15 protein-coding genes and 2 pseudogenes are annotated in these 22,429 nt (G+C 71.5%); 12 read left to right on the forward strand and 5 right to left on the reverse strand.

Annotated features, from left to right (window positions below; translation table 11 throughout):
• Nucleotides 1–71 precede the first annotated feature (71 nt).
• The 4 genes from ACZ4UB_RS05575 (at nucleotide 72) to ACZ4UB_RS05590 (ending at nucleotide 6,188) form a co-directional block, all read left to right on the forward strand.
• Nucleotides 72–1,091, forward strand: coding sequence for a carbohydrate ABC transporter permease (locus ACZ4UB_RS05575; protein ID WP_354381144.1), 1,020 nt, complete (start codon nucleotides 72–74; stop codon nucleotides 1,089–1,091).
• A 4-nt stretch (nucleotides 1,092–1,095) separates the two neighbouring features.
• Nucleotides 1,096–2,031 (forward strand): carbohydrate ABC transporter permease, encoded by a 936-nt coding sequence (locus tag ACZ4UB_RS05580; RefSeq protein ID WP_468068445.1) that lies wholly within the window; start codon nucleotides 1,096–1,098, stop codon nucleotides 2,029–2,031.
• 49 nt (nucleotides 2,032–2,080) lie between these two features.
• A complete protein-coding gene (locus tag ACZ4UB_RS05585) occupies nucleotides 2,081–3,523 on the forward strand; it encodes a GH1 family beta-glucosidase (RefSeq protein ID WP_468068446.1) in 1,443 nt (480 codons plus the stop codon).
• 196 nt (nucleotides 3,524–3,719) lie between these two features.
• A complete protein-coding gene (locus ACZ4UB_RS05590) occupies nucleotides 3,720–6,188 on the forward strand; it encodes a glycoside hydrolase family 9 protein (RefSeq protein WP_468068447.1) in 2,469 nt (822 codons plus the stop codon).
• Between the two features lie 97 nt (nucleotides 6,189–6,285).
• On the opposite strand, the gene ACZ4UB_RS05595 is transcribed toward ACZ4UB_RS05590, so the two are convergent.
• Together ACZ4UB_RS05595 and ACZ4UB_RS05600 are read right to left on the reverse strand one after the other, a co-directional pair.
• Nucleotides 6,286–6,702 (reverse strand): hypothetical protein, encoded by a 417-nt coding sequence (locus ACZ4UB_RS05595; protein WP_468068448.1) that lies wholly within the window; start codon nucleotides 6,700–6,702, stop codon nucleotides 6,286–6,288.
• Nucleotides 6,703–6,728: 26 nt separating this feature from the next.
• Nucleotides 6,729–8,198: an NlpC/P60 family protein gene (locus tag ACZ4UB_RS05600; RefSeq protein ID WP_468068449.1), complete on the reverse strand. Its 1,470-nt coding sequence runs from the start codon at nucleotides 8,196–8,198 to the stop codon at nucleotides 6,729–6,731.
• Between the two features lie 337 nt (nucleotides 8,199–8,535).
• Between ACZ4UB_RS05600 and ACZ4UB_RS05605 the strand changes: the two genes are divergently transcribed.
• The gene (locus ACZ4UB_RS05605) at nucleotides 8,536–9,972 is read left to right on the forward strand and encodes an AfsR/SARP family transcriptional regulator (RefSeq protein WP_468068450.1); all 1,437 of its coding nucleotides are present in this window, start codon (nucleotides 8,536–8,538) and stop codon (nucleotides 9,970–9,972) included.
• Between the two features lie 237 nt (nucleotides 9,973–10,209).
• Here ACZ4UB_RS05605 and ACZ4UB_RS05610 read toward each other — a convergent pair.
• Nucleotides 10,210–10,593: pseudogene (locus tag ACZ4UB_RS05610) on the reverse strand (transposase); the annotation flags it as partial.
• A 446-nt stretch (nucleotides 10,594–11,039) separates the two neighbouring features.
• Here ACZ4UB_RS05610 and ACZ4UB_RS05615 point away from each other — a divergent pair.
• Both ACZ4UB_RS05615 and ACZ4UB_RS05620 read left to right on the forward strand, forming a co-directional pair.
• Nucleotides 11,040–12,491, forward strand: coding sequence for a non-reducing end alpha-L-arabinofuranosidase family hydrolase (locus ACZ4UB_RS05615; protein WP_468068451.1), 1,452 nt, complete (start codon nucleotides 11,040–11,042; stop codon nucleotides 12,489–12,491).
• A 390-nt stretch (nucleotides 12,492–12,881) separates the two neighbouring features.
• On the forward strand, nucleotides 12,882–13,394 hold the full coding sequence (locus ACZ4UB_RS05620; RefSeq protein ID WP_468068452.1) for a hypothetical protein: 513 nt from the start codon (nucleotides 12,882–12,884) through the stop codon (nucleotides 13,392–13,394).
• Here ACZ4UB_RS05620 and ACZ4UB_RS05625 read toward each other — a convergent pair.
• Nucleotides 13,364–13,703: pseudogene (locus ACZ4UB_RS05625) on the reverse strand (NUDIX hydrolase); the annotation flags it as partial. The gene ACZ4UB_RS05620 and the pseudogene ACZ4UB_RS05625 sit on opposite strands and share 31 nt — an antisense overlap.
• 189 nt (nucleotides 13,704–13,892) lie before the next feature.
• Nucleotides 13,893–14,513, reverse strand: a complete 621-nt coding sequence (locus ACZ4UB_RS05630) for a hypothetical protein (RefSeq protein WP_468068453.1) — start codon at nucleotides 14,511–14,513, stop codon at nucleotides 13,893–13,895.
• A 325-nt stretch (nucleotides 14,514–14,838) separates the two neighbouring features.
• On the opposite strand from ACZ4UB_RS05630, the gene ACZ4UB_RS05635 reads away from it, so the two are divergent.
• The 5 genes from ACZ4UB_RS05635 to ACZ4UB_RS05655 all read left to right on the forward strand — a co-directional run bounded on the left by ACZ4UB_RS05635 (nucleotide 14,839) and on the right by ACZ4UB_RS05655 (nucleotide 22,369).
• Nucleotides 14,839–15,630: a sigma 54 modulation/S30EA ribosomal C-terminal domain-containing protein gene (locus ACZ4UB_RS05635; RefSeq protein ID WP_468068454.1), complete on the forward strand. Its 792-nt coding sequence runs from the start codon at nucleotides 14,839–14,841 to the stop codon at nucleotides 15,628–15,630.
• Nucleotides 15,631–15,790: 160 nt separating this feature from the next.
• Complete coding sequence (gene ppdK / locus ACZ4UB_RS05640) at nucleotides 15,791–18,499, forward strand: pyruvate, phosphate dikinase (protein ID WP_468068455.1); 2,709 nt, start codon at nucleotides 15,791–15,793, stop codon at nucleotides 18,497–18,499.
• 213 nt (nucleotides 18,500–18,712) lie between these two features.
• Nucleotides 18,713–20,308, forward strand: a complete 1,596-nt coding sequence (locus ACZ4UB_RS05645) for an oleate hydratase (protein WP_468068457.1) — start codon at nucleotides 18,713–18,715, stop codon at nucleotides 20,306–20,308.
• 65 nt (nucleotides 20,309–20,373) lie between these two features.
• Complete coding sequence (locus ACZ4UB_RS05650) at nucleotides 20,374–21,249, forward strand: universal stress protein (RefSeq protein WP_468068459.1); 876 nt, start codon at nucleotides 20,374–20,376, stop codon at nucleotides 21,247–21,249.
• Nucleotides 21,250–21,457: 208 nt separating this feature from the next.
• Nucleotides 21,458–22,369: a universal stress protein gene (locus ACZ4UB_RS05655; RefSeq protein WP_468068460.1), complete on the forward strand. Its 912-nt coding sequence runs from the start codon at nucleotides 21,458–21,460 to the stop codon at nucleotides 22,367–22,369.
• Nucleotides 22,370–22,429 lie beyond the last annotated feature (60 nt).

Below are 22,429 nucleotides of genomic sequence, written 5' to 3' on the forward strand. Positions count from 1 at the left end.
ACGGCACCACAGCACCACGGCACCACGGCACCACAGCACCACAGCACTCATCGACCTGGAAGGACGCCCCCGTGGCCACCTCCGTACGGGCGACCAGTGGCGGCTCGCCGCCGCCCGCCGCACAGCCCCCGGGCCCCCGCGCCGGTTCCCGCGAGCAGCGGCCCTCCGGGGCGAGCGGACTGCGCAGCGCGCTCTACCGCTTCGATCTGAAGGCGGTGCCCTACGTCTTCGTCGCCCCCTTCTTCCTCGCCTTCGCCGCCTTCGGGCTCTTCCCCCTGATCTACACGGGCTGGCTCTCGCTCCACCGGGTCGAGCTCGGCGGCACCGCCCAGTGGAGGGGCCTGGACAACTACCGGGCGCTGGCCACGAGCGAGTTCTTCTGGAACGCCCTCGCCAACACCTTCACCATCGGCGTGATCTCCACCGTCCCGCAACTCCTCATGGCCCTCGGCCTGGCCCACCTGCTCAACTACCGGCTCCGCGGCCGGGGCTTCTTCCGCGTCGCGGTCCTCGCCCCCTACGCCACCTCGATCGCGGCGGCGACGCTCGTCTTCGCCCAGCTGTTCAACACCGACTACGGCCTGATCAACACGGCGCTGGGCTGGGTCGGCTTCGACCCGGTCGCCTGGGAGTCCTCCAAGTGGCCTGCCCAGATCGCCATTTCGGCCATCGTGACGTGGCGTTGGACGGGCTACAACGCGCTCATCTACCTGGCGGCGATGCAGGCCGTACCGCAGGACCTCTACGAGGCCGCGGCGTTGGACGGTGCGTCCCGCTGGCGTCAGTTCGTCAGCGTCACCATCCCGTCCATCCGGCCGACGATCCTGTTCACGGTGATCGTGTCCACCATCGGCGCCACCCAGCTCTTCGGCGAACCGATGCTCTTCGGCGGCAGCGTCGGCATCAGCGGGGGCAGCGGGAACCAGTTCCAGACGCTGAGCCTGCTCATGTACGAGAAGGGGTGGGTCACCGGCGCACTGGGCCAGGCATCCGCGATCGCCTGGGTCATGCTGCTGCTCCTCCTGCTCATCGGTGGCGTCCAGGCGCTGGTTTCCCGCTCGCACCACAAGCGCAGGAAGGCGGGGAGCTGAACCCATGGCCCACGCATCTGACACGACCGTCGCCGCTGACCCGACCATCGCCACGACCACGACCACGACCACGACCACGACACCGCGCCCCCGGCGCGCGCGCCGGGGAGCGGGGCGTCAGCACCACGCGGGACCGCTGACGTACGTCCTGCTGGGCCTGGCCGCGCTGGTCTCGCTCTTCCCGCTCTACTGGAACCTGGTCGCCGCCTCACACTCGGGCGAGCGCGTGGTCGAGGCCCCGGCCCCGCTCCTGCCGGGCCCCCGGCTCTTCGACAACCTCGCCTTCGCCTGGAACCAGGTCGACATGGGCCGGGCACTGATCAACACCACGATCGTGGCCGGGCTCGTGGCCCTGTCCACCGTCGTGTTCTCCACCCTGGCCGGCTTCGCCTTCGCCAAACTGCCCTTCCGGGGCAGGAGCGCCCTGCTGAGCCTGGTGGTGGCGACCATGACGATCCCGCCCCAGCTCAGCGTGATCCCGCTCTACCAGATCATCACCGACCTCGGCTGGGTCGACCAGCTCCAGTCGGTCGTCCTGCCCTCGCTCGTCGCCGCCTTCGGCGTCTTCTTCATGCGCCAGTACCTCATCGAGGCCCTGCCCGTCGAGCTCGTGGAAGCCGCCCGGATGGATGGCGCGCACAGCCTGCGCATCATCTGGCACGTGGTCTTCCCGGTGGCCCGGCCCGCGATGGCCGTCCTGGGAATGCTCGTCTTCGTCCAGTCCTGGAACGACTTCTTCTGGCCCTTCATCGCCCTGACCCCCGACGGGAACCCGACCCTCCAGGTCGCCCTGGCCGGCCTCGGCGCCGGCAACCACACCGTCGACCAGGCCGTCGTACTGACCGGCGCGCTCATATCCACCGTGCCGCTGCTGCTGGTCTTCGCCCTGCTCGGCAAACACATCGTGGGCGGCATCACGGCCGGCGCCGTGAAGAACTGACCTGCCCCCACCACACCCTCACCCGCCCTCGCGTTGGGAGCGCCCTCCTATGACCGCGTCCGAAACCCGGCCACTGACCGCCGCCCGCACCTTCCCGCCCGGCTTCCTCTGGGGCACGGCCACCGCGGCCTACCAGATCGAGGGCGCCGCCCGCGAGGACGGCCGTACCCCGTCCATCTGGGACACCTTCTCCCACACCCCGGGCAGGGTCTTCGAGGGCCACACCGGCGACGTGGCCGTCGACCACTACCACCGCTTCCGCGACGACGTCCGGATGATGTCCGAACTCGGCCTGGGCGCCTACCGGTTCTCCGTCTCCTGGTCCCGGGTCCAACCGACCGGCCGGGGCCCCGCCGACCAGCGGGGCCTCGACTTCTACCGCCGGCTCGTCGACGAGCTGCTGGCCGCCGGCATCACACCCGCCCTCACCCTCTACCACTGGGACCTGCCGCAGGAGTTGGAGGACGCCGGCGGCTGGCCGCAGCGCGCGACCGCCGAACGGTTCGCCGCGTACGCGGGGCACGTCGCGGACGCCCTCGGCGACCGGGTGAAGCACTGGATCACCCTCAACGAGCCCTGGTGCAGCGCCTTCCTCGGCTACGGCTCCGGCGTCCACGCCCCCGGGCGCACCGACCCGGTCGACGCACTGCGCGCGGCCCACCACCTCAACCTCGGCCACGGCCTCGCGGCGCGGTCCCTGCGGGCCGCGCTCCCCGGGGACGCGCGGCTCGCGGTCTCCCTCAACCTCCACGAGATCCGCCCCCTGACCCCCTCCGCCGAGGACCGGGACGCGGCCCGCCGCATCGACGCCGTCGGCAACCGGATCTGGCTCGGCCCGATGCTGGAGGGCGCGTACCCGGACGACCTCCTCGCCGACACCGCCCACCTGACCGACTGGGCCTTCGTCCAGGACGGCGACACCGCCACGATCCACCAGCCCCTGGACCTCCTCGCCGTCAACTACTACACCCCGACGGTCGTCTCGCGCGTCGCGCCGGGCCACCGCAAACCGCAGGACGACGGCCACGGGAACAGTGAGCACTCGCCCTGGCCGGGTGCGGACGAGGTGGCTTTCCACCGGGCGCCGGGCGAGCGCACGGCGATGGGTTGGCCGGTCGACCCGAGCGCGCTCTACGACCTGCTGACCCGGACCGCCGCCCGCTACCCCGGCCTGCCCCTCGTCGTCAGCGAGAACGGAGCGGCGTACGAGGACGAGATCGGCCCGGACGGCACGGTCCACGATCCCGAGCGCGCCGCCTACGTCCACGCCCACCTCGACGCCGTGCACCGCGCGATCTCCGCCGGGGCGGACGTGCGCGGTTACTTCCTCTGGTCGCTGCTCGACAACTTCGAGTGGGCCTACGGCTACGCCAAGCGCTTCGGCGCCATCCACGTCGACTACGACACCCTCGAGCGCACCCCCAAATCGAGCGCGCACTGGTACGCGGCCGTGGCACGGACCGGCGAACTGCGCGCCCCGGGCGACGCATAGGGCCTGCGGACCCCCGCGCCGCGCCGTCGGCGACCTTCGGCACCGGCATCGCGACGCCCCCTTGACGTGACCGCTTCAAGGCGGCTTCATGTGAGGAGTGGGAGCGCTCCCAATCTCCGCTCCCCCACCCCCTGCCCCCTCCCCCACGCACGAGGAAGGCTTCCCACCCGTGCCTCCTTCCCTCTCCGCTCGCGGTGTGCCGCGCCGCGCGGCCGCCGCTCTCGCCGGGCTCGCCCTGGCGGCGAGCGCCCTGACCGCCACCGCGTTCACGACGCCGTCCGCCCTCGCGGCGGGCACGCCCGCCGCGCGCGCCCTCGTGGCGCCCGCCGCCACGACCGTCCGGGTCAACCAGCTCGGCTATCTGCCCGACGGCCCCAAGCGGGCCACCGTGGTCAGCTCCGCCACCGCACCTCTGACCTGGCAGTTGCGCGACACCTCCGGGGCGGTGGTCGCGTCGGGCAGCACCTCGGTGCGCGGCGCCGACCAGGCGTCCGGCGAGTCGACGCACCTGGTGGACTTCGGCGCGTACACCGGTACCGGCGCCGGATTCACCCTGGTCGTCGACGGCCGGGCCAGCCACCCCTTCGACATCTCGGCGTCGCTGTACGACGGACTGCGCGCCGACAGCATGTCGTTCTTCTACCAGCAGCGCAGCGGCATCGCGATCGACCCCGCGCTGGCGGGCAGCGGCTACGCCCGCCCCGCCGGGCACCTCGGCGTGGCACCCAACAAGGGCGACACCAGCGTCCCCTGTCAGGCCGGGGTGTGCGACTACCGGCTGGACGCGCGCGGTGGCTGGTACGACGCCGGCGACCAGGGCAAGTACGTGGTCAACGGCGGCATAGCCGTCTGGGAGGTCGTCAACTCCTTCGAGCGGGCTTCCCGTTCGGGCGGAGCGGCGGCGCTCGGCGATGCGACGCTGCGCGTACCGGAGCGCGGGAACGGGACGCCGGACGTTCTGGACGAGGCCCGCTGGGAGCTGGACTTCCTGCTGCGGATGCAGGTCCCGACGGGACGACCGATGGCCGGCATGGCTTTCCACAAGATGCACGACGCCCAGTGGACCGCCCTGCCGACCCGCCCCGAACTCGACGACGCGCAGCGGGAGTTGCATCCGCCGTCGACGGCCGCGACGCTCAATCTGGCAGCCGTGGCCGCGCAGTGCGCCCGGGTGTACGCAGCGTACGACAACGCGTTCGCCGCGCGCTGCCTGGACGCGGCCCGCCGCGCCTGGGCGGCCGCGAAGGCCAACCCGAACGTGCTCGCCCCGACGACCGACAACACCGGCGGCGGGGCGTACGAGGACGCCGACGTGTCCGACGAGTTCTACTGGGCGGCGGCCGAACTGCTGGCCACTACCGGGGAGTCGCAGTACCGCGACGCCGTCACCTCCTCCCCGCTGCACGCCAAGCCAGCCGACGGGTTCTGGTGGGGAGGCACCGCGACGCTCGGCCGGATCACCCTCGCCACGGTCCCGGGCGTGGCCCTGACCGCGGACGACCTGGCCCGGGTGCGCGGTCTGCTGACCGCGGCCGCCGACACCCACCTGTCCACCATGTCCGGCCAGGGCTACGCGGTGCCGCTTTCCCCCACCGCCTACGTGTGGGGCTCCAACAGCTCCGTCACCAACGCGGCGATGGTGCTGGCCGTCGCGTACGAACTGACCGGCCGACAGGCCTACCGGGCCGGCGCGTTGGAATCGATGGACTACCTGCTCGGGCGCAACGCGCTCGACCTCTCCTACATCACCGGCTACGGCGAGCGTGCCTCCGAGAACCAGCACCACCGCTTCTGGGCGCACCAGAACGACGCCTCGCTGCCGCACCCGCCGGCCGGTTCCTTCGCCGGCGGGCCCAACGCGGGACTGGAGGACCCGGTGGCCAAGGAGAAGCTCGCGGGCTGCGCACCGGCGGCGTGCTACGTGGACGACATCGGCTCGTACTCCACCAACGAGGTGGCGATCAACTGGAACGCCTCGCTGGCATGGCTGGCCGCCTTCGCCGCGGAGCGGCGCGGCGCCCCGGCGGTGCCCGTGGTGCAGGTGGCACCGGCGGCGTTGGCCGTCGCGGAGGGCGGCACGGCCACGGTGGGGGTCCGGCTCTCGATCGCGCCGGCGCAGAACGTCACCGTGACGGTCGCCCGTAGCTCCGGTGACCCGGACCTGGCCGTGACGGCGGGGACGACCCTGGTGTTCACTCCGGCCAACTGGGCTACCGCGCAGCAGGTTTCGATGTCCGCCGCCCAGGATTCCGACGCGGTATCGGGCAGCGCGATCTTCACGGTCGGCGGGGCGGGGGTGCGCGCGGCGACGTTCACGGCCACGGAGGTGGACGACGACACGTCACCGGCGGCCTCCTGTGCGGTGACGTACCGGATCGACAACGCCTGGGCCGACGGGTTCACGGCGACGGTGACCGTGAAGAACACCGGGACGTCGACGATCGCGGGCTGGACCCTCGGGTTCGCCTTCGCGGGCGATCAACGGATCGGCAACGCGTGGAACGCCACGGTGACCCAGGCGGGCAGCGCGGTGACCGCCCGGGACGCCGGCTGGAACGGCTCACTGGCGCCCGGCGCCGGCGCGAGCTTCGGGTTCCAGGCGACGTACTCGGGAACGAACGCGGTACCGACGCGGTACACCCTCAACGGGGCGATCTGCTCCTGAGGTGCGAGGTGCCGCTCCGCAAGGGCGGCGACGCCTGACGGAGAAGGCTCGGGGGGCCTTCTCCGTCAGTCGGGCGCTCAGACTCCGGCCGCCGGCGTCAGCACGGCCGGACGTGGTAGACGGGGTTGTAGTCGTAGTTCCAGTTGGACTGCTCGGGCCCGGCCAACGGGTAGATGGTCGAGCCGTTGCTGCGCGTGAACCGGGCCCAGGTGTCACCGGTCTGGCGGCTGTACCACGCGCCGATCCCGTTCCAGTTGTACATGTTGTAGGTGGTGCAGTGCGGCAGCTCGAAATAGCCGCCGCCGACCGACGACGGCCAGAGGCAGATCGCGCCCACGGCACAGGGGCGGTCCGAGGGCTGGAGCGGCAGCCAGCCCTCCTGCGGCCCCCAGACGCTGGCGTTGGAGTTGTCGCCGGTCGCGGTGGCGGAGGCCGACCCGGTCAGCCCGGTGGTCATCAGCGCGAGTGCCGCCGCGGCCAGCGCGACCGCGGTGCGGGTGCTTCGGAACTTCATGGTGACTCCCTCGAACGGATCGGGGTTCAGGCGGTGGCGCAGGTGGGGACGCCGGCCATCCAGGCGTCTCCCTTGAGGTAGATGTTGGTGATCCAGCCGCCCAGGTCGGGCAGGTAGGACCAGGCGTCGTTGGTGACGCCCTCGGCGGTGAGCGACTGCGCGTGCATCTGGCAGGAGATCAGCACGCTGGTGCCGCCGGTGATCGCGGTGACCACGGCCGCGCCGGTGTTCGGCTGGGCCCGGATGTTCAGGGTGCCGCCCCAGGTGGCGTGTCCGATGCTGCCGCCGGTCGAGCCTCCGGAGTCCCCGCAGGTGGGGACGCCGGTCATCCAGGCCGGCCCCTTGAGGTAGATGTTGGTGATCCAGCCGCCCAGTTCGGGGAGGTAGGACCAGGCGTCGTTGGTGACGCCTTCGGCGGTGAGCGACTGCGCGTGCATCTGGCAGGAGATGACCACGCTGGTGCCGCCCGCGATGGTGGTCACCACGGCCGCGCCGGTGTTCGGCTGGGCCCGGACGTTGAGCGAATCGCCCCAGGTGGCGTGCCCGATGCCGCTTCCTCCACCCCCCGCGTCCGGAACGGGTACGTCACGACAGGACGGCACGTCGGTCATCCAGGCCGGACCTCTGAGGTAGATGTTGGTGATCCACCCGTGCAGGGCCGGGAGGTAGGACCAGGCGTCGTTGGTGACTCCCTCCGTCGTGATCGACTGGGCGTGCGCCTGGCAGCCGATGAAGACGCTGGTGCCGCCCGCGATGGTGGTCACCACGGCCGCGCCGGTGTTCGGCTGGGCCCGGACGTTCAGCGTGTCGCCCCAGGTGGCGTGCTGGATCTGGCCGGTGTCCCCGCCCCCGCCGCCGGGATCGGGAGCCTTGGACTGCATCCGCAGGGCGCCCGCGTAGTCGTTCTTGGAGCCCCATCGGAACTCCGAGACCATGACCTTGGTGTCGGACTCCTTCGCCTCGACCATCAGTCCCGCTCCGAGGTAGATGGCGACGTGGTGGATCGCTCCGGGCTTGCCCCAGAAGAGGATGTCCCCCGGCAGCAGCGGGGCGGTGCCCGCGGCCGCGCCGAAGCGGGTCGAGCCCGGCGGGTAGAGGCCGTAGAGGTTGTTCGTCAAGCCGGGAGAGCCGGCGATGTCGTAGTCGTAGGCCTGCGCCAGGGCCCAGCGCACCAGACCCGAGCAGTCGAATCCGGTCCGGAACGGATCGTTCTTGGAGCGGACGGGATCGGACCGGTCGATCGCTCCCTTGGTCATGCCCGGCTTCGCGCCGTGCCCGCCGGTCCAGACGTACCAGATGTCGGAGTCGGCCACGGCGCACGCGGCCCGGACGGTCGCCGCGGCGATCTCCGAAATGTCGTCCTCGTGTTCGCGGGGCTGGCACAACCCGGCGGCGTGAGCCGGTGCGGCGAGTGCCGTCGACGTCACGACGCCCCCCAGCACGGCCAGCAAGGCCGCCAACGCGAACGTGGTCAGCCTGTGCACAAGTCTGCGCACGTCGATCCCTTCTGCTCCGGTATGGGGTCGGCCAGCCCCCCGTGTTCGCGCTCGCGCCGCTCGCCCCCCGCCACGGGCAGGGGTCGTCTGACTCGGCATCGATTCCGCGCCGACTGGCCGACGTCCTCACTGTGCGGGGGCTCGCTATGCGTCCGCCAACTCCCCGCTATACGGCGCCGCTAACCGTCCCGAACAGGAAGAACTCCGGTGAACCGACCGCGCCGACCGCAATGTCTGTAGTCCGCATTCGCGCCAGGCGGGGCGGGGAGGGCGTTACCCCGCCGGAGCGCGCGGCTTTAAGATCGCCCGGCACTTGTGTTTCTGGGGGGAGACGAACATGCGGTTCACGGTTCTGGGACAGGTAGGGGCACAGGGCGTCGACGGGGTGATCGAGGTCCAACGCCCACAGCGGCGCGCGGTGTTGGCCTATCTGCTCCTGAACGCGGGGCGGCCGGTCACCCTCGAACGGCTCATGGACGCCGTCTGGGCCGAGGAGGCGCCGAGCAGCGCGCGGACCCAGGTCCACAGCGCGGTCTCCTCGCTGCGCCGGACCCTGCGCGGAACCGACCTGGCGGACCGGATCCGGACCACGGCCGACGGCTACATCTGCGCCGTCGACGACACGGAACTCGATCTGCTGGACTTTCGCGCCCGGGTCCGGCGGGCCGCCGAGCAGATGGCGGGCCGGGAGGAGGAGCGGGCATCGCAAACCCTGCGCGAGGCGCTCGCGATGTGGCGCGGCGCCCCGTTGGCCGGGGTCAGCGCCGCGTTCGTGGAGCCGGCGCGGGCGCGGCTGGACGAGGAGCGGCTGGACGCCTGCCAGCAGCTGGCGGCCTGCGAACTCGCCCTCGGGCGGGAAGCCGAACTGGTGCCGACGCTGACGGAACTCGTCGAGGCCAACCCGCAGCGCGAGCAGCTCGTCGGGCAGCTGCTGATCGCGCTGTACCGCACCGGCCGGCAGGCCGAGGCGACCCAGCGCTTCGCCGACACCCGGCGCTTCCTCGCCGAGGAACTCGGCCTCGACCCCGGGCCCGAGCTCTCCGCCATCCACGCGGCGATCCTGCGCGCCGACCCCGAACTGGCCACGACCGCGCCGTCCGTGGCGACTCCCCGGACCGGTCCGGCCGTTGCCAGTTCGGGGTCCGCGCGTCCGTGGCGCGGCGAGCACCCCGCGGACGACGACCTTCCCGTGGTGCCCTCGGAGGGACCCGCCGCAGCGGCGGGCGTGCGCGGGCCGTGGGGCCGCCGGATCCGGCTGGGGCTGGCGGCGGCAGCCGTCGCCGCCGCCGTGGCCGCCGCCATCGGGTTCATGCTCCACGACCGCGAGGACCCGGGTACCGGGGCGGTCGCCGCCGGCCCCACCGGTCGAGGCCCGTCCGGCCCGCCGTCCGCCCCGCCGTCCGGCCAGGCGTCCGGCCAGGCGCGGCCCGCGCCGACGGGCCCGGCCGGGAAGCTGGAGCCCATCCGGGTGTTCAACATCGACGGCGACTGCAAGATCCAGACCGACCGCCTTCCCGCGTGCCGACTCAGCCTGGCCCGGAACCCGTACGTCACCTACGACCTGAACAACGTCGTCTCGCACCGGGTCTGGCACGGCGACGTCCTGATGGCCGACTGCATGGTGGTCAACGGCATCCGCATCGAGGACGAGCACGGCGTGGGAACCCCCAACTGGTTCCGTGTGCACCTGACGGACATCCCCGAGGCCACCGCCTGGCTGCCGGCGGTACGCACCCACGACGACCCCGGACTACCCGTCTGCGCCCCCGCCTGACGCGCGGACGGGCCCGTCCCGAGTCCGCCCCGTACCCACCCGGCCCTGACGCCACCTGGTCATAGCTGCCCGGGAGTTGGATCATGGCCACGACAGGGGGGAGTGGATTGTGCGGGACGACCTACTGGTGGTGGGCTTCGACCTGGAATCAGGGCGCGAAGTACACGTGGCCGAGCAACCGCCGGAGTACTGGCGCCGGCGTGGGTACGGCGGTACGGGGCAACTGGTGTGCTTCTACCGGGCGCGATCGACGGGCGAGGGACCGACATGATTCCCCCCTTTGAGGGCCCGGACGCGCGAGCCGTCCACGGCACAGTCGTCCAGGTCCAGCAGGTTCGCGCGGCGCAGTTCGGTCAGCAGCGCGGTGTACAGGCGGGGCCAGACGCCGGCCTTGGTCCAGTCCCTCAGCCTGCGCCAGGCCGTCACTCCGGAGCAGCCCACGGCCTGCGCGGGGACATCGCGCCAGGCGACACCAGTCCGCAGCACGTAGACGATCCCGGCCAGGGCCGCCCGGTCCGGAACACGCAGCCGCCCGGGATGGCGGTGACGCCGTTCAGGAGCGGGCGGCAGCAGCGGAGCCAACCGCTCCCAGAGACCATCCGGAACAAGATCGACACGCATCCGGACAGCCTGCCGACCAAGATCGGCAAGCACAAGGAGACCAGCTCGACCCATTTTGAAACGATCAGTTAGTAACCGCCGCCCGCGCCGAAGATTGTGAGCGCTCACACCAACCCCCGTCAACAACCCTACTGGGTAAGAAGTTCTGATGACGCTTCAGTAACAGACTGATTGCGGCACGGTACTTGACGACCCTTCACGCCTCATGGTCTTCTCCGTGAACACACCAGATGTTCGATCTTCAAATTGTTAGCGCTAACAATGCCTCGGAGATCCGATCCCCCCACCCCGCTGGGGTCACGTCTTGCCGTCGCCTCGGACGTGCCGTGCCCGGTCCGCACGCGCCGAGAAGGACCGACCCTGCCCAAGTCGCCCCTAGGAGGGTGCAGATGAACGCTCTCGGTACAGCTCCACGAACCTCGACACGGCGAGGATGGCGACCACGGATGGCCGCCCTGCTCTCGATGGTCTTCGTGGCCGGCGTCCTGGCGATGGTGAACCCGTCGTCCGCCTCGGCCGCCTCGGTCGACACCGGCAAGTGGTACGTGCTGGTGAACCGCAACAGCGGTAAGGCGCTGGACGACTACAACTTCGCCACCGCCGACGGTTCGCCCGTCGTCCAGTGGACCCGCTCCAGCAACGAAGCTCAGCAGTGGCGCTTCCTGGACTCCGGCAGCGGCTACTACCGCCTGCAGAACCGCAACTCCGGCAAGGTCCTGGACGACTACAACTGGTCCTCGGCCGACGGCACCGACGTCGTCCAGTGGAGCGACCTCAACGCGACCAACCAGCAGTTCCGCCTCGCCGACTCCGCCGGCGGCTACGTCCGCCTCCTGAACCGCCACAGCAGCAAGGCCCTCGAGGTCCAGAGCGCCTCCACCGCCGACGGCGGCAAGATCGTCCAGTACGCCGACTGGGGCGGCAGCAACCAGCAGTGGCAGCTCGCCCCCGTCGCCGACGTCGGCACCGGCACCGGCACGTGCGCCCTTCCGTCGACCTACCGCTGGACCTCGACGGGTCCGCTGGCGGAGCCGGCGAACGGGCAGGTCGCGTTGAAGGACTTCAGCACCACCACGTACAACGGCAAGCACCTGGTCTACGGGACGACCTCCAACGGAACGTCGTGGGGCTCGACGGGGTTCAGTCCCTTCACGAACTGGTCGGACATGGCGACGGCCACCCAGACCAAGATGAACGATCCCGCGGTGGCGCCCGAAGTGTTCTACTTCGCGCCCAAGAACGTCTGGGTGATGGTGTCCCAGTGGAGCCAGTGGCCGCTCTACTACCGCACGTCCAGCGACCCCACCAACCCCAACGGCTGGTCCGCCTCGCAGCCGCTGTTCACCGGCAGCCTCCCCGTCGGCCCCCAGGGGCAGAAGGACGCCCCGATCGACCCGACCATGATCGCCGACGACCAGAACATGTACCTGTTCTTCGCCGCCGACAACGGCAAGATCTACCGGGCCAGCATGCCGATCGGGAACTTCCCCAGCAGCTTCGGCTCCTCGTACACGACGGTCATGAGCGACACGACGGACCTTCTGTTCGAGGCGCCGGAGGTATACAAGGTCCAGGGCCAGAACCAGTACCTCATGATCGTTGAGGCGCAGGGTACGAACCGCTACTTCCGCTCGTTCACCGCCTCCAGCCTCAACGGTCCGTGGACCGTCCAGGCCGGCAGCGAGAGCAGCCCCTTCGCGGGCCAGGCCAACAGCGGTTCCACCTGGGCCCAGGGCGTCAGCCACGGTGACCTGGTCCGCAACAACCCCGACCAGACCAAGACCATCGACCCCTGCAACCTGCAGTTCCTCTACCAGGGCCTCCCCACTAACATACCGCCGGGCACCGACTACACGAGCCTGCCGTACCGGCCCGGCCTGCTCACCCTGCAGCGCTGACCCGCCCGATCCCACGGTGATCTCGATGGGGTGCGGTCCGCCGACGCGTGGACGAGCTGTCTACGGGGCGGGCAACTCCACCTGCTGACCGACACTCACCGCACCGAGGAACCCCAGCCGCGCATCGGCCGGGGTTCCTCATCCTGTGTGCGGGCGGTTTCAGGGCCGGGTCGGCGAGGCTGGACCGTCCGTCGTACGGCGGGCGTGGCGGGCCTGGCGGCGAGAACGCGATGCGCTCATCGGGTCCAGCGAGTGCGCCGAAGCGTTCGGACGACCGGTTCGCCTTGTCGGAGCAGGAGTTGGGCAGAGGACCCACCGCACACGGGTCCGAGGATCAGCGCCGGACCCCGGCCCGCGTCCAGGCCGTGATCGGTGCGGGAGGTGCGGGGGGTGCGGGAGGCCGGGTCCTACGCCCTGCGCGAGCTGGTGGAGCAGGTCGAGCCGGCCGTCCTCGCGGTCGAAAGCCGCCTGGAAGACGGTCCTTGGCCGCACGCTCTTCACCAGCCCCACAAGGAACTCCCGCTACAACTCGCGCTGGAATTCTGGATCACCACACATGTCGCGCCACACCGGGAGGACGTCGACTGGCCCACCCTCGTCATGCAAGCCGTGCCCCTGGACTGGGCCCACAGCGAAGTCGACCTGCTGGCCCGGGGCCGCGCCGTCAATGGGACAGCGATCCCACACAGCGGCACGTTCTCCCTGCTCGCCACCTACATCGCGAGCCGCTGGGTGGACGCCAAGCTCACGCTGCCGGGGCACACCGTGACCGGGCACCTTCGCGAGTTCTACGAGCAGCTTGCGCCATATCGAGAGGTGCCAGCCGCAGTCGCCTGCGCGGCAGGCCTACGAGCGATGCTTCGCCCGCAGGGTCAGCGAACCCCTTCGTCCATCAGGACGTAGAGGAGGCCGACGAGGGAGCCGCTGCTGACGATCTCGCGGCGATCGATCATGCCCCGGATGTTCGCCAGTGGGATCCACTCGAACCGGTCCGACTCGTTCTTCTCGGTCGGCGGCCCGTCGTATGTGGCGCCGTCGGCGCGGAACAGGTGGCGCCTCGACCAAGCCCATGGGCAGCTCCCAGGCCCACGCATCCGTGATGAAGCGGTGACGCCACATCATCAGGACCTCTTGGCGGTCGTTGACGACGGCGGCCACGGCCAGGTGACGGAGCTTGACGACGTGGTGTTCCCATCGGTTCCCGTCCGACGTCACGCTTCTCCTCCTTCAGGCCCGTACCGAGCCCAACCCGTACACCACCCGGTTCTGATGCCCCCTGGCCATAGATGCCCGGGAGTTGGGTCATGGCCGCGGTATGGGAGGGGTGGAGCGTGCAGGACGACTTACTGGCGGTCGGCTTCGACCTGGAAACAGCGCGCGAGGAGCGGGGTGGGGGCTCCGTCACAGGAGCCAGCGGTTGCGGCGAACGAGGGGCAGGCTCTGCCACAGGTTCCCCAGCCCCCAGGCGCGCCCCGCTCCGAGCGCTGCGAGGGTCACCAGAACGGCCGCGTACAGGACGTGGTAATCCACCAGCGGGTTCGAGGACATGCTCGGGCTTCCGTTCGACAGGTGCTGTGCGGGAGGCCACTCGGCGGCCCACATGAGCGCCATCATCACGGTGCCCGCGGCAGCCGTGACCCGCAGGGCGACGCCGCTCGCCAGGGCGATGCCGATGCCGAGCAGTCCCAGCATGAAGGCCCAGTCGGCCCAGGCCGACCCGGCCCACGCGTGGAAGGTCCCCTCCAGCGGCCCGGCGGAGACGTGGCTCAGAAAGCCCTTGGTGGGGGAACCGCCGTCGATCCATCCCTTGCCTGCCTGGGTCGCGTACCCCCAGCCGAAGACCTTGTCGCCGAAGGCCCAGAGGAAGGTGAACGCGGTCAGCAGGCGGGTCACCGCCGCGACGCGTACGACGGTCAGGGGCGCGGTGAGTTCCTCGGCCTCGGTACCGGCCGCCCTGGTCGAAACGGCCTTGCGCCATCCGGCGAAAGGCGTTCCCGGCTGACGGTGCTGATGCAGGGTCATGTCGTGGGAACCTCTCCTCATGGGCAGGCCGTGTGCCTGCCCATGAGTCAATGTCCCTGGGCTGCGGGCGTGGGCCACGGGGGCGAACGGCCCTCACCGCACGGCCAAGGGTCCCTCGGCGCCAACAGGCCGAGGAGAGCTCATGAAAGCCGATGAGAGCCCACGAGAGCCTCCTCGCTCCGGGCCGAACGGCCCTCGGAGGTCGGCGAACAGCCTCCGTGTCCCTTGCTCCTGAGGACGGGCGGGCCACGCGACGGGGGCCCAACGGCACTCTCCCGGGAGCGCGAGCCGCGGCCAGGCTGGAGCCGACCAAGGAGGAGTTTCCATGAACCGTCTCACGTCCGGTCCGGCCATCGATGTCCTGGTGAACAAGCGGGGCCCGGTGCCCGAGGGTGCCTCCGAGTACGCCCGCGAGAAGATGCTCGCGGCCGTCGCACACGTGGGGTCACCGGTCCTGGCGATCCGTGCACAGCTCACCCAGGCGGCCAACCCGTCGGCGCGCCGTCCCGCCACGGCTCAGGCCATGGTGGACGTGAACGGATTTCCGGTGCGTGCTCACTGCGCCGCGGACACGATGTTCGAGGCCGTCGATCTGCTGCAGGACCGGCTGGCCGCCCGGCTGGCCGGCACCCGGCAGCGCGCCGGACAGGCACACCGCGTCACCGCGGACGGCAGGGGCCCCGCCTGGGAGAACGGCGGTCACGGGCACCGACCGGACCGACACCGGCCGCCGGTCGCGGAGCGTCGTATCGTGCGGCACAAGTCGTTCGGTCTGGGACGGCAGACTCCCGAGGACGCCGTCATCGACCTGGAGGCCATGGACTACGCCTTCTGGCTGTTCACCGACATGACGTCCGGATCCGACTGCGTCGTCTACCGCCACGGCCCGGGCCACCGGGTGGCCTCGTCCGGCGGAGACGGCCAGGAGTGGGAAGCCGGCCCTCTCTTGAGCGTGAGTCCGGCCCGTGCCCCCGAGTGCGGTGTCGACGAGGCGGTCGAACGCTTGCGCCTCGCCGGGCTCGCGTTCGTCTTCTTCGTCAACTCGGCCACCGGCCGGGGATGCGTGCTCTACCAGCGCCACGACGGACACTACGGCCTGATCTCGCCCGCGCTGTAGCGCACCCTCGGCTCCCGGGACCCGCCCGGCCGGCCGAGCCGTCACGAAGGCGGCGGGCCGGTCGGGCCGGGGTGGGGACCAGTGGGCCCTACTGCGGTGAGCGCCCCCGCGTTCAGGCTGGAGGTGACGATCCGCACCCCCGAACGGACGGGCAGGCGCCATGACGATCTACGTGTACGACTTCAGCGAGGGCAGCCGGGAGATGGCCGGGCTGCTGGGCGGCAAGGGCGCCAATCTCGCCGAGATGGTGCGCATGGGACTGCCCGTACCGCCGGGTTTCACGATCACCACCGACGCCTGCCGCGTCTTCCTCGCCACCGGTGCGCCACCGGAGGAGCTCGACGGCCAGATCGCCCGGCATCTGGCGGCCCTGGAACGGGCGGCGGGCAAGCGGCTCGGGCAGGCCGACGACCCGCTGCTGCTGTCCGTACGGTCCGGGGCCCGGTTCTCGATGCCCGGAATGATGGACACGATCCTGGACATCGGGCTGAACGACCTCGCGGTCCTGGGGCTCGGGAAGACGCCCGAGCGCGAGCGGTTCGCCTGGGACTCGTACCGGCGACTCGTGCAGATGTTCGGCAGTACGGTCATGGGGGTGGACAGCGCGCTGTTCGAGGCCCGGATCGGCAGCCTGGAGCGGCAGCACGAGGTGGCTGACGACAGCCGGCTCGACACCGTGGACCTCATCCGGCTGGTCGAGTCCTTCAAGGACCTGATCGCGAAGGAGACCGGCGAGGAGTTCCCCCAGGACCCGGCCGAACAGCTGCGGCGCGCGGTCCTCGCCGTCTTCTCCTCCTGGAACGGCGAGCGGGCCCGGATCTATCGCCGCCGCGAGCACATCCCCGACGACCTGGGTACCGCCGTCAGCATCCAGACCATGGTCTTCGGCAACCTCGGACCCGACTCCGGCAGCGGCGTCGCCTTCACCCGCGACCCGGCCACCGGGCGGCCGGGGGTCTACGGCGATTACCTGCCCAACGCCCAGGGCGAGGACGTCGTGGCCGGCATCCGCAACACCGTGCCCCTCCAGCGGCTCGCGGACCTCGACCCCGGTTCGTACAAGGAGCTGCGTGCCTCCATGGACCGTCTGGAAGGTCGCTACCGGGACATGTGCGACATCGAGTTCACCGTCGAGCGCGGGAAGCTGTGGATGCTCCAGACCCGCGTCGGCAAACGCACCGCACAGGCGGCGTTCGGCATCGCCGCCCAGCTGGCCGAGGAGGGCCTCGTCTCGCCGCAGGAGGCGCTGGCCCGGGTCGACGGCGACGCCCTGGCCCACCTGATGTTCCCGCGCTTCGCCACCTCGGGCCCGGGCGTGGGCGAGGTGGTCGCGCGGGGGGTTCCCGCGTCACCGGGAGCGGCCGTGGGAGCCGCGGTGTTCGACTCGGCCGATGCGGTCCGCCGGGCCGGATCCGGTGAGCGCGTGGTCCTCGTCCGGCAGGAGACCACCCCCGACGACCTGCCCGGCATGATCGCCGCCCAGGCCGTGCTGACCGCCCGGGGCGGGAAGACCAGTCACGCGGCCGTCGTCGCGCGCGGCATGGGCAAGGTCTGTGTGTGCGGAGCCGAGGGCATCACCGTCGACCTGGCGCGGCGGTGCTTCACCACGACGGACGGCGTGCGCGTGGCCGAGGGCACGGTCGTCTCCGTGGACGGGACCGAAGGCGTGGTGCGACTGGGCGCATCCCCCCTGGCCGAGTCGGAGGTCATGCGGTACTTCGAGGCCGGCGGACGGGCACCCGGCGCGGAAGACCAGCGGATCGTCCATGACGTGCACCGGCTGCTGACACTGGCGGACTCGGCGCGTCGCCTGGAGGTACGGGCCAACGCCGACACCCCCGAGGACGCCGCCAGGGCCCGGCGCTTCGGCGCCCAGGGAATCGGCCTGTGCCGGACCGAGCACATGTTCCTCGGCGAACGGCGCCCGCTGGTCGAGGCCATGATCCTGGCCGACACCGACGCCGGGCGGGCGCGGGCCCTCGCGGCCTTGCTGCCCCTGCAACGAGAGGACTTCACCGGCATCCTGGAGGCGATGGACGGGCTCCCGGTCACCGTCCGGCTGCTCGATCCGCCGTTGCACGAGTTCCTGCCCGACCGGAACGAACTCGCCGTCCGGATCGCCCGGGAGGAGGCCGTCGGCCGGACGCCCGCCGCACGGGACCGCGAACTGCTGGCGGCCGTGGAGCGCATGCACGAGGAGAACCCGATGCTCGGGCTGCGCGGCGTACGGCTGGGCCTGGTGGTTCCCGGGCTGGTGGCGATGCAGGTGCGGGCCCTCGCCGAGGCCGTCGTCGCCCGCAAGCGGGCCGGCGGCGACCCCCGGGCGGAGATCATGGTCCCGCTCGTGGGCGACGCCCGGGAGCTGCGCCTGGTGCGGGAGGAGGTCGACGCGGTGCTCGCCGATGTCACGGCGGAGAGCGGGATCGTGCTCGACTGCCCGGTGGGCACGATGATCGAGCTGCCCAGGGCGGCGCTGACCGCGGGCCGGATCGCCCGTGAGGCGCGGTTCTTCTCGTTCGGGACGAACGATCTGACCCAGACCACGTGGGGCTTCTCGCGCGACGACGCCGAGGCGGCGTTCTTCCCGGCCTACCTCGACCGGGGCATCTTCGAACGGTCGCCGTTCGAGACGATCGACCGCGAGGGCGTGGGCCGGCTCGTCGAGATCGCCGTCGCGGAGGGCCGCGCGAGCCGGCCGGACCTGACGATCGGGGTCTGCGGGGAGCACGGCGGCGACCCGGCGTCCGTGCACTTCTTCCACGCGGCTGGGCTGGACTACGTCTCCTGTTCTCCGTTCCGCGTGCCGGTCGCCCGGCTGGAGGCCGGCCGTGCCGCGCTCCCGCCGTCGTCCGCGGACAGCAGCACCTGAGGCATCCGCCCCCGGGCCGTCACGGGCCCGGGAAGACCAGCCTCACGGACCCGCCTCCTGGACCGGCCGCGAGGCCCCCCCAGGGGGACTCGCCGCAGGGGCCAACGGGCCCGGGAGCCGGGCCCGTTGGCCCCTGCGCGCGGCCCCGGCACGGAAGTTGACTGAAGGCAGCGGCGAGGAGACACCCCGCCCGTCCCGTCGAAGGGCTTGACCATGACGAACGAAACCCAGGGGTCCCGGGCGTATCTGGTCGGCGGCGGAATCGCCTCGCTGGCCGCGGCGGTCTTCCTCGTACGGGACGCGGGGATGCCCGGCGAGAACATCCACATCCTGGAGGAACTGCCCCGGGCGGGCGGCGCACTCGACGGCAGCGGCGCTCCGGGAACCGGCTACGTCACCCGCGGCGGACGGATGCTGGAGGACGAGGCCTACGTCTGCCTGTGGAACCTCCTGGAGACGATTCCCACGCTCGGCGACGCATCGGCGTCCGTCCTCCGGGAGACCGAGGAGTTCAACGACCGCTGGCCGTCGCACGCGGCCGCTCGTCTGATCGACGCGGACGGCCACATCCTCGACGCCTCCGAGCTGGGCTTCACCACCGCCGACCGGGTGGAGATGGCCCGCCTGCTCGCGCTGCCCGAATCCGTCATCGGGGCACGCCGGATCGAGGACTTCTTCTCCGAGCACTTCTTCACCACCAACTTCTGGGCCATGTGGCGCACCACCTTCGCCTTCCAGAACTGGCACAGCGCGATCGAACTCAAGCGCTACTTCCTGCGCTTCCTCCAGGAACTCCCCCGTATCCACACCCTCTCCGGGGTGCGCCGCACCCGACTGAACCAGTACGACTCGATCGTGCGGCCGGTGCAGGCGTGGCTGGAGCGGCAGGGAGTCCGCGTCGAGTACGGAGTGCGGGTCACCGACGTGGAGTTCACCATCGACGAAGGTGGCGAGCGGCGCAGGGCCGAGCGGATCTGCTTCGAGCGGGACGGCGCCACCGGGACATACGAACTCACCTCCCGGGACTACGCGTTCATCACCCTCGGATCGATGACCGCGGACGCACGCTACGGGGGCGACGACACCGTCCCCGAGCTGGTCCGCGACAAGCGGGACGGTGCGTGGAACCTGTGGGAGACCCTGGCCCGCGAAGCCCCCGACTTCGGCCGGCCCGGTGCTTTCAACGGCAATGTGGACGAGGCCAAGTGGGAGTCGTTCACCCTGACGATGCACGGTCCGGCCCTGCTCAAGCGGATCGAGGAGTTCTCCGGCAACGCCCCCGGCACCGGGGGGCTCATGACGTTCAAGGACTCCCGCTGGCTGATGTCGGTGGTCGTGCCCCACCAGCCGCACTTCGACGGCCAGCCCGAGGGCGTCTACACCCTGTGGGGGTACGCGTTGTTCGTGGACGAGCCCGGCGAGATCACGGGCAAGAGGATGTCGGAGGCCACCGGCCAGGAGATCCTCACCGAACTGCTCGGTCACTTCGGCTTCGACGACATCGCCGACGAGGTGCGTGCCACCACCACGGTGACCACCGTGATGATGCCGTACATCACCAGCCAGTTCGAGCGCCGGAACATCCACGACCGGCCGCTGGTGATCCCCCGGGGCTCGGTCAACTTCGCGTTCCTGGGGCAGTTCACCGAGGTCCCCGAGGACGTCGTCTTCACCGTCGAGTACTCCGTCCGCGGGGCGATGCACGCGGTGTACGGGCTGCTGGGCATCCAGAAGGAGATCCCGGCCGTGTACCACGCGCTGTCCGACCCCTTGACGGCCCTGCGGGCCCTCAAGGCGGTCTTCGACTGAGCCCCGGCCCCCAGGGCCCGGCACCCCACGAACCCCGCTCCAGCCCCGGATCAGGAGGTCCTTCCATGCCCCAGCCCTCGTTCCCTCCCCAGTCCAGCCCAAGGTCACGCACCCGGCCCGGGACGGTCACCGCCGGTCTCGACGGTTCCCAGGAAGGCCTGGCCGCCGTCGCCTGGGCGGCGGACGAGGCGTGTCGGCGCGGCCTGGCCCTGCGGATCCTGCACGTGTGGAACCTGGAACCGGACGCGCACTCACCACTCATCGGCTCCCACACCGGGAGGGACCTCGACGCGCCGGGTCCGCGAACGACGGCAGAGCGGGTTCGTCTCGCCCACCCGGGCCTGGACGTGCTCACCCGGGAGCGTTGCGGCGAGCCGGCCACGGTGCTGTGCGAGGCCGCGGAGGAGTCCGAGCTGCTGGTGCTCGGCTCGCGGGGGCTGGGCGCGTTCGCCGGCTACGTCGTCGGTTCGGTGGCCCCGGCCGTGGTCGCCCGTACCCGGCACCCGGTCGTCCTGGTCCCGGGTCCCGGTCTGCCGGGTGGCGACGTCGTCCTCGGCCTGGACCTCTCCCACCCGTGCGACGAAGTGCTGGAGTTCGCCTGCTCCCAGGCCCACCGGCTCGGCGTGCCGCTGCGCGTCGTGCACAGCCCGCGCGCCCCTGGTCGGCTCGGGCCCGATGGGACGGAGACCGGGGCGGGGACGGAGCGTGTCCTGGCCCGGGTGGTAGACCAGTGGCGGCACGCGTTTCCAGGGCTGCCCGTCACCGCGGAGATCCGCCCCGGCCACCCGGCCCGGCATCTACTGAAGGCGTCCCAAGCGGCCGCCCTCGTCGTCATCGGCCGCCGCAACCAGGGCTCCCGGCTCGGGCCGCACACCGGAGGCGTGACCCGCACGGTGCTGCACCGTTCACGGACCCCGGTGGCCGTCGTCCCGCACGACTGACCACCCCGGGCGCCGTGGTGTGCCGTGCCGTACGCACCCCCCGGCCCGGCGGAGACCCGTAGGGCACCGTCCGGCCGGGTACCGGAGGGACGTTCGGCCCCGCGCCCAGGGCCGCCCGGACCATCGCCCCTCCACCGCACGGGCGGGAGGGTGGGACACGCGCCGCCGACGGCGGTCGCCCTCTCGCACACCTTCCTGGAGGAACACCATGTCACGTACGGTCATCGTGGGCCTGGACGGATCCCCCGCATCGCTGGCCGCCGCCGAGTGGGGCGCCCGCGAGGCCCGGCTCCGCGGGCTCCCGCTCACTTTGCTGCACGCCCTGGAGGACTGGGTCCCGTCCTACGGGTACACGTTGCTTCCGGGGGTCGCGGACGCGCCCGAGGACGAGGACGAACCCCTCACGCACGAGGTCGCCGGGCAGCTGGCCGAGCGCCACCCCGGCCTGGAGATCACCGCGAAGCAGGGGGACGGACCACCCCTGACGGTCCTGGCCGGCGCCGCGCAGGAGGCCGAGGTACTGGTCCTCGGTTCCCGCGGGCTGGGCTCGCTGACGGGATTCCTCGTCGGATCCGTGTCCCAGGCCGTACTCGCCCACGCCGAACGCCCGGTGGTCGTCGTGCGGCCCGGCTCCTGGACGGAGAGCGACCGCCTGTCGCCGCCCGACGGCAGCGGAGCACAAAGCGAGGCCCGTGGGCCGGTCGTCCTCGGGGTGGACCTCTCGCGCCCGTGTGACGCGCTCATCGATTACGCGTTCGGCGCGGCGGCCGCCCGCCGGGCTCCGCTGCGCGTGGTCCACGGCTGGAGCATGCCGCCCGCCTACGGCTTCGACCCGGCTCTGCTCGCCCCCGAGGTACGGGACGGCATGGCGGCCGGTACGGCCACCGCGCTCGGGGACGCCCTGCGGCCCTGGCGGGGCAAGTACCCCGAGGTCCAGGTCGAAGAGGAATGCTCGGTGGGCCAGGCCGCCGTCCGCCTCGTCGAGTCCTCGGTCGGCGCCTCGCTGGTGGTCGTCGGCCGACGGATCCGCCGTTCGGCGATCGGCACGCACCTCGGCCCCGTCGCCCATGCCGTGCTCCACCACTCCGCCGCCCCGGTCGCGGTCGTACCTCACCCCTGAGGCGCGTTGTCTCGGTCACCGGAACCGGCTCGGAGGGATCTGTGTCAGATCCCTCCGAGC

It is taken from the genome of Streptomyces sp. NPDC028419 (genome assembly GCF_055565515.1).

What these genes read in the sequence shown, in the direction of transcription:
- ACZ4UB_RS05585 (WP_468068446.1), top strand. Translation starts at nt 2,081, where the DNA reads ATGACCGCGTCCGAAACCCGGCCACTGACCGCCGCCCGCACCTTCCCG.
- ppdK (WP_468068455.1), top strand. Translation starts at nt 15,791, where the DNA reads ATGACGATCTACGTGTACGACTTCAGCGAGGGCAGCCGGGAGATGGCC.
- ACZ4UB_RS05605 (WP_468068450.1), top strand. Translation starts at nt 8,536, where the DNA reads ATGCGGTTCACGGTTCTGGGACAGGTAGGGGCACAGGGCGTCGACGGG.
- ACZ4UB_RS05650 (WP_468068459.1), top strand. Translation starts at nt 20,374, where the DNA reads ATGCCCCAGCCCTCGTTCCCTCCCCAGTCCAGCCCAAGGTCACGCACC.
- ACZ4UB_RS05630 (WP_468068453.1), bottom strand. Translation starts at nt 14,513, where the DNA reads ATGACCCTGCATCAGCACCGTCAGCCGGGAACGCCTTTCGCCGGATGG.
- ACZ4UB_RS05635 (WP_468068454.1), top strand. Translation starts at nt 14,839, where the DNA reads ATGAACCGTCTCACGTCCGGTCCGGCCATCGATGTCCTGGTGAACAAG.
- ACZ4UB_RS05655 (WP_468068460.1), top strand. Translation starts at nt 21,458, where the DNA reads ATGTCACGTACGGTCATCGTGGGCCTGGACGGATCCCCCGCATCGCTG.
- ACZ4UB_RS05595 (WP_468068448.1), bottom strand. Translation starts at nt 6,702, where the DNA reads ATGAAGTTCCGAAGCACCCGCACCGCGGTCGCGCTGGCCGCGGCGGCA.
- ACZ4UB_RS05615 (WP_468068451.1), top strand. Translation starts at nt 11,040, where the DNA reads ATGGCCGCCCTGCTCTCGATGGTCTTCGTGGCCGGCGTCCTGGCGATG.
- ACZ4UB_RS05645 (WP_468068457.1), top strand. Translation starts at nt 18,713, where the DNA reads ATGACGAACGAAACCCAGGGGTCCCGGGCGTATCTGGTCGGCGGCGGA.
- ACZ4UB_RS05580 (WP_468068445.1), top strand. Translation starts at nt 1,096, where the DNA reads ATGGCCCACGCATCTGACACGACCGTCGCCGCTGACCCGACCATCGCC.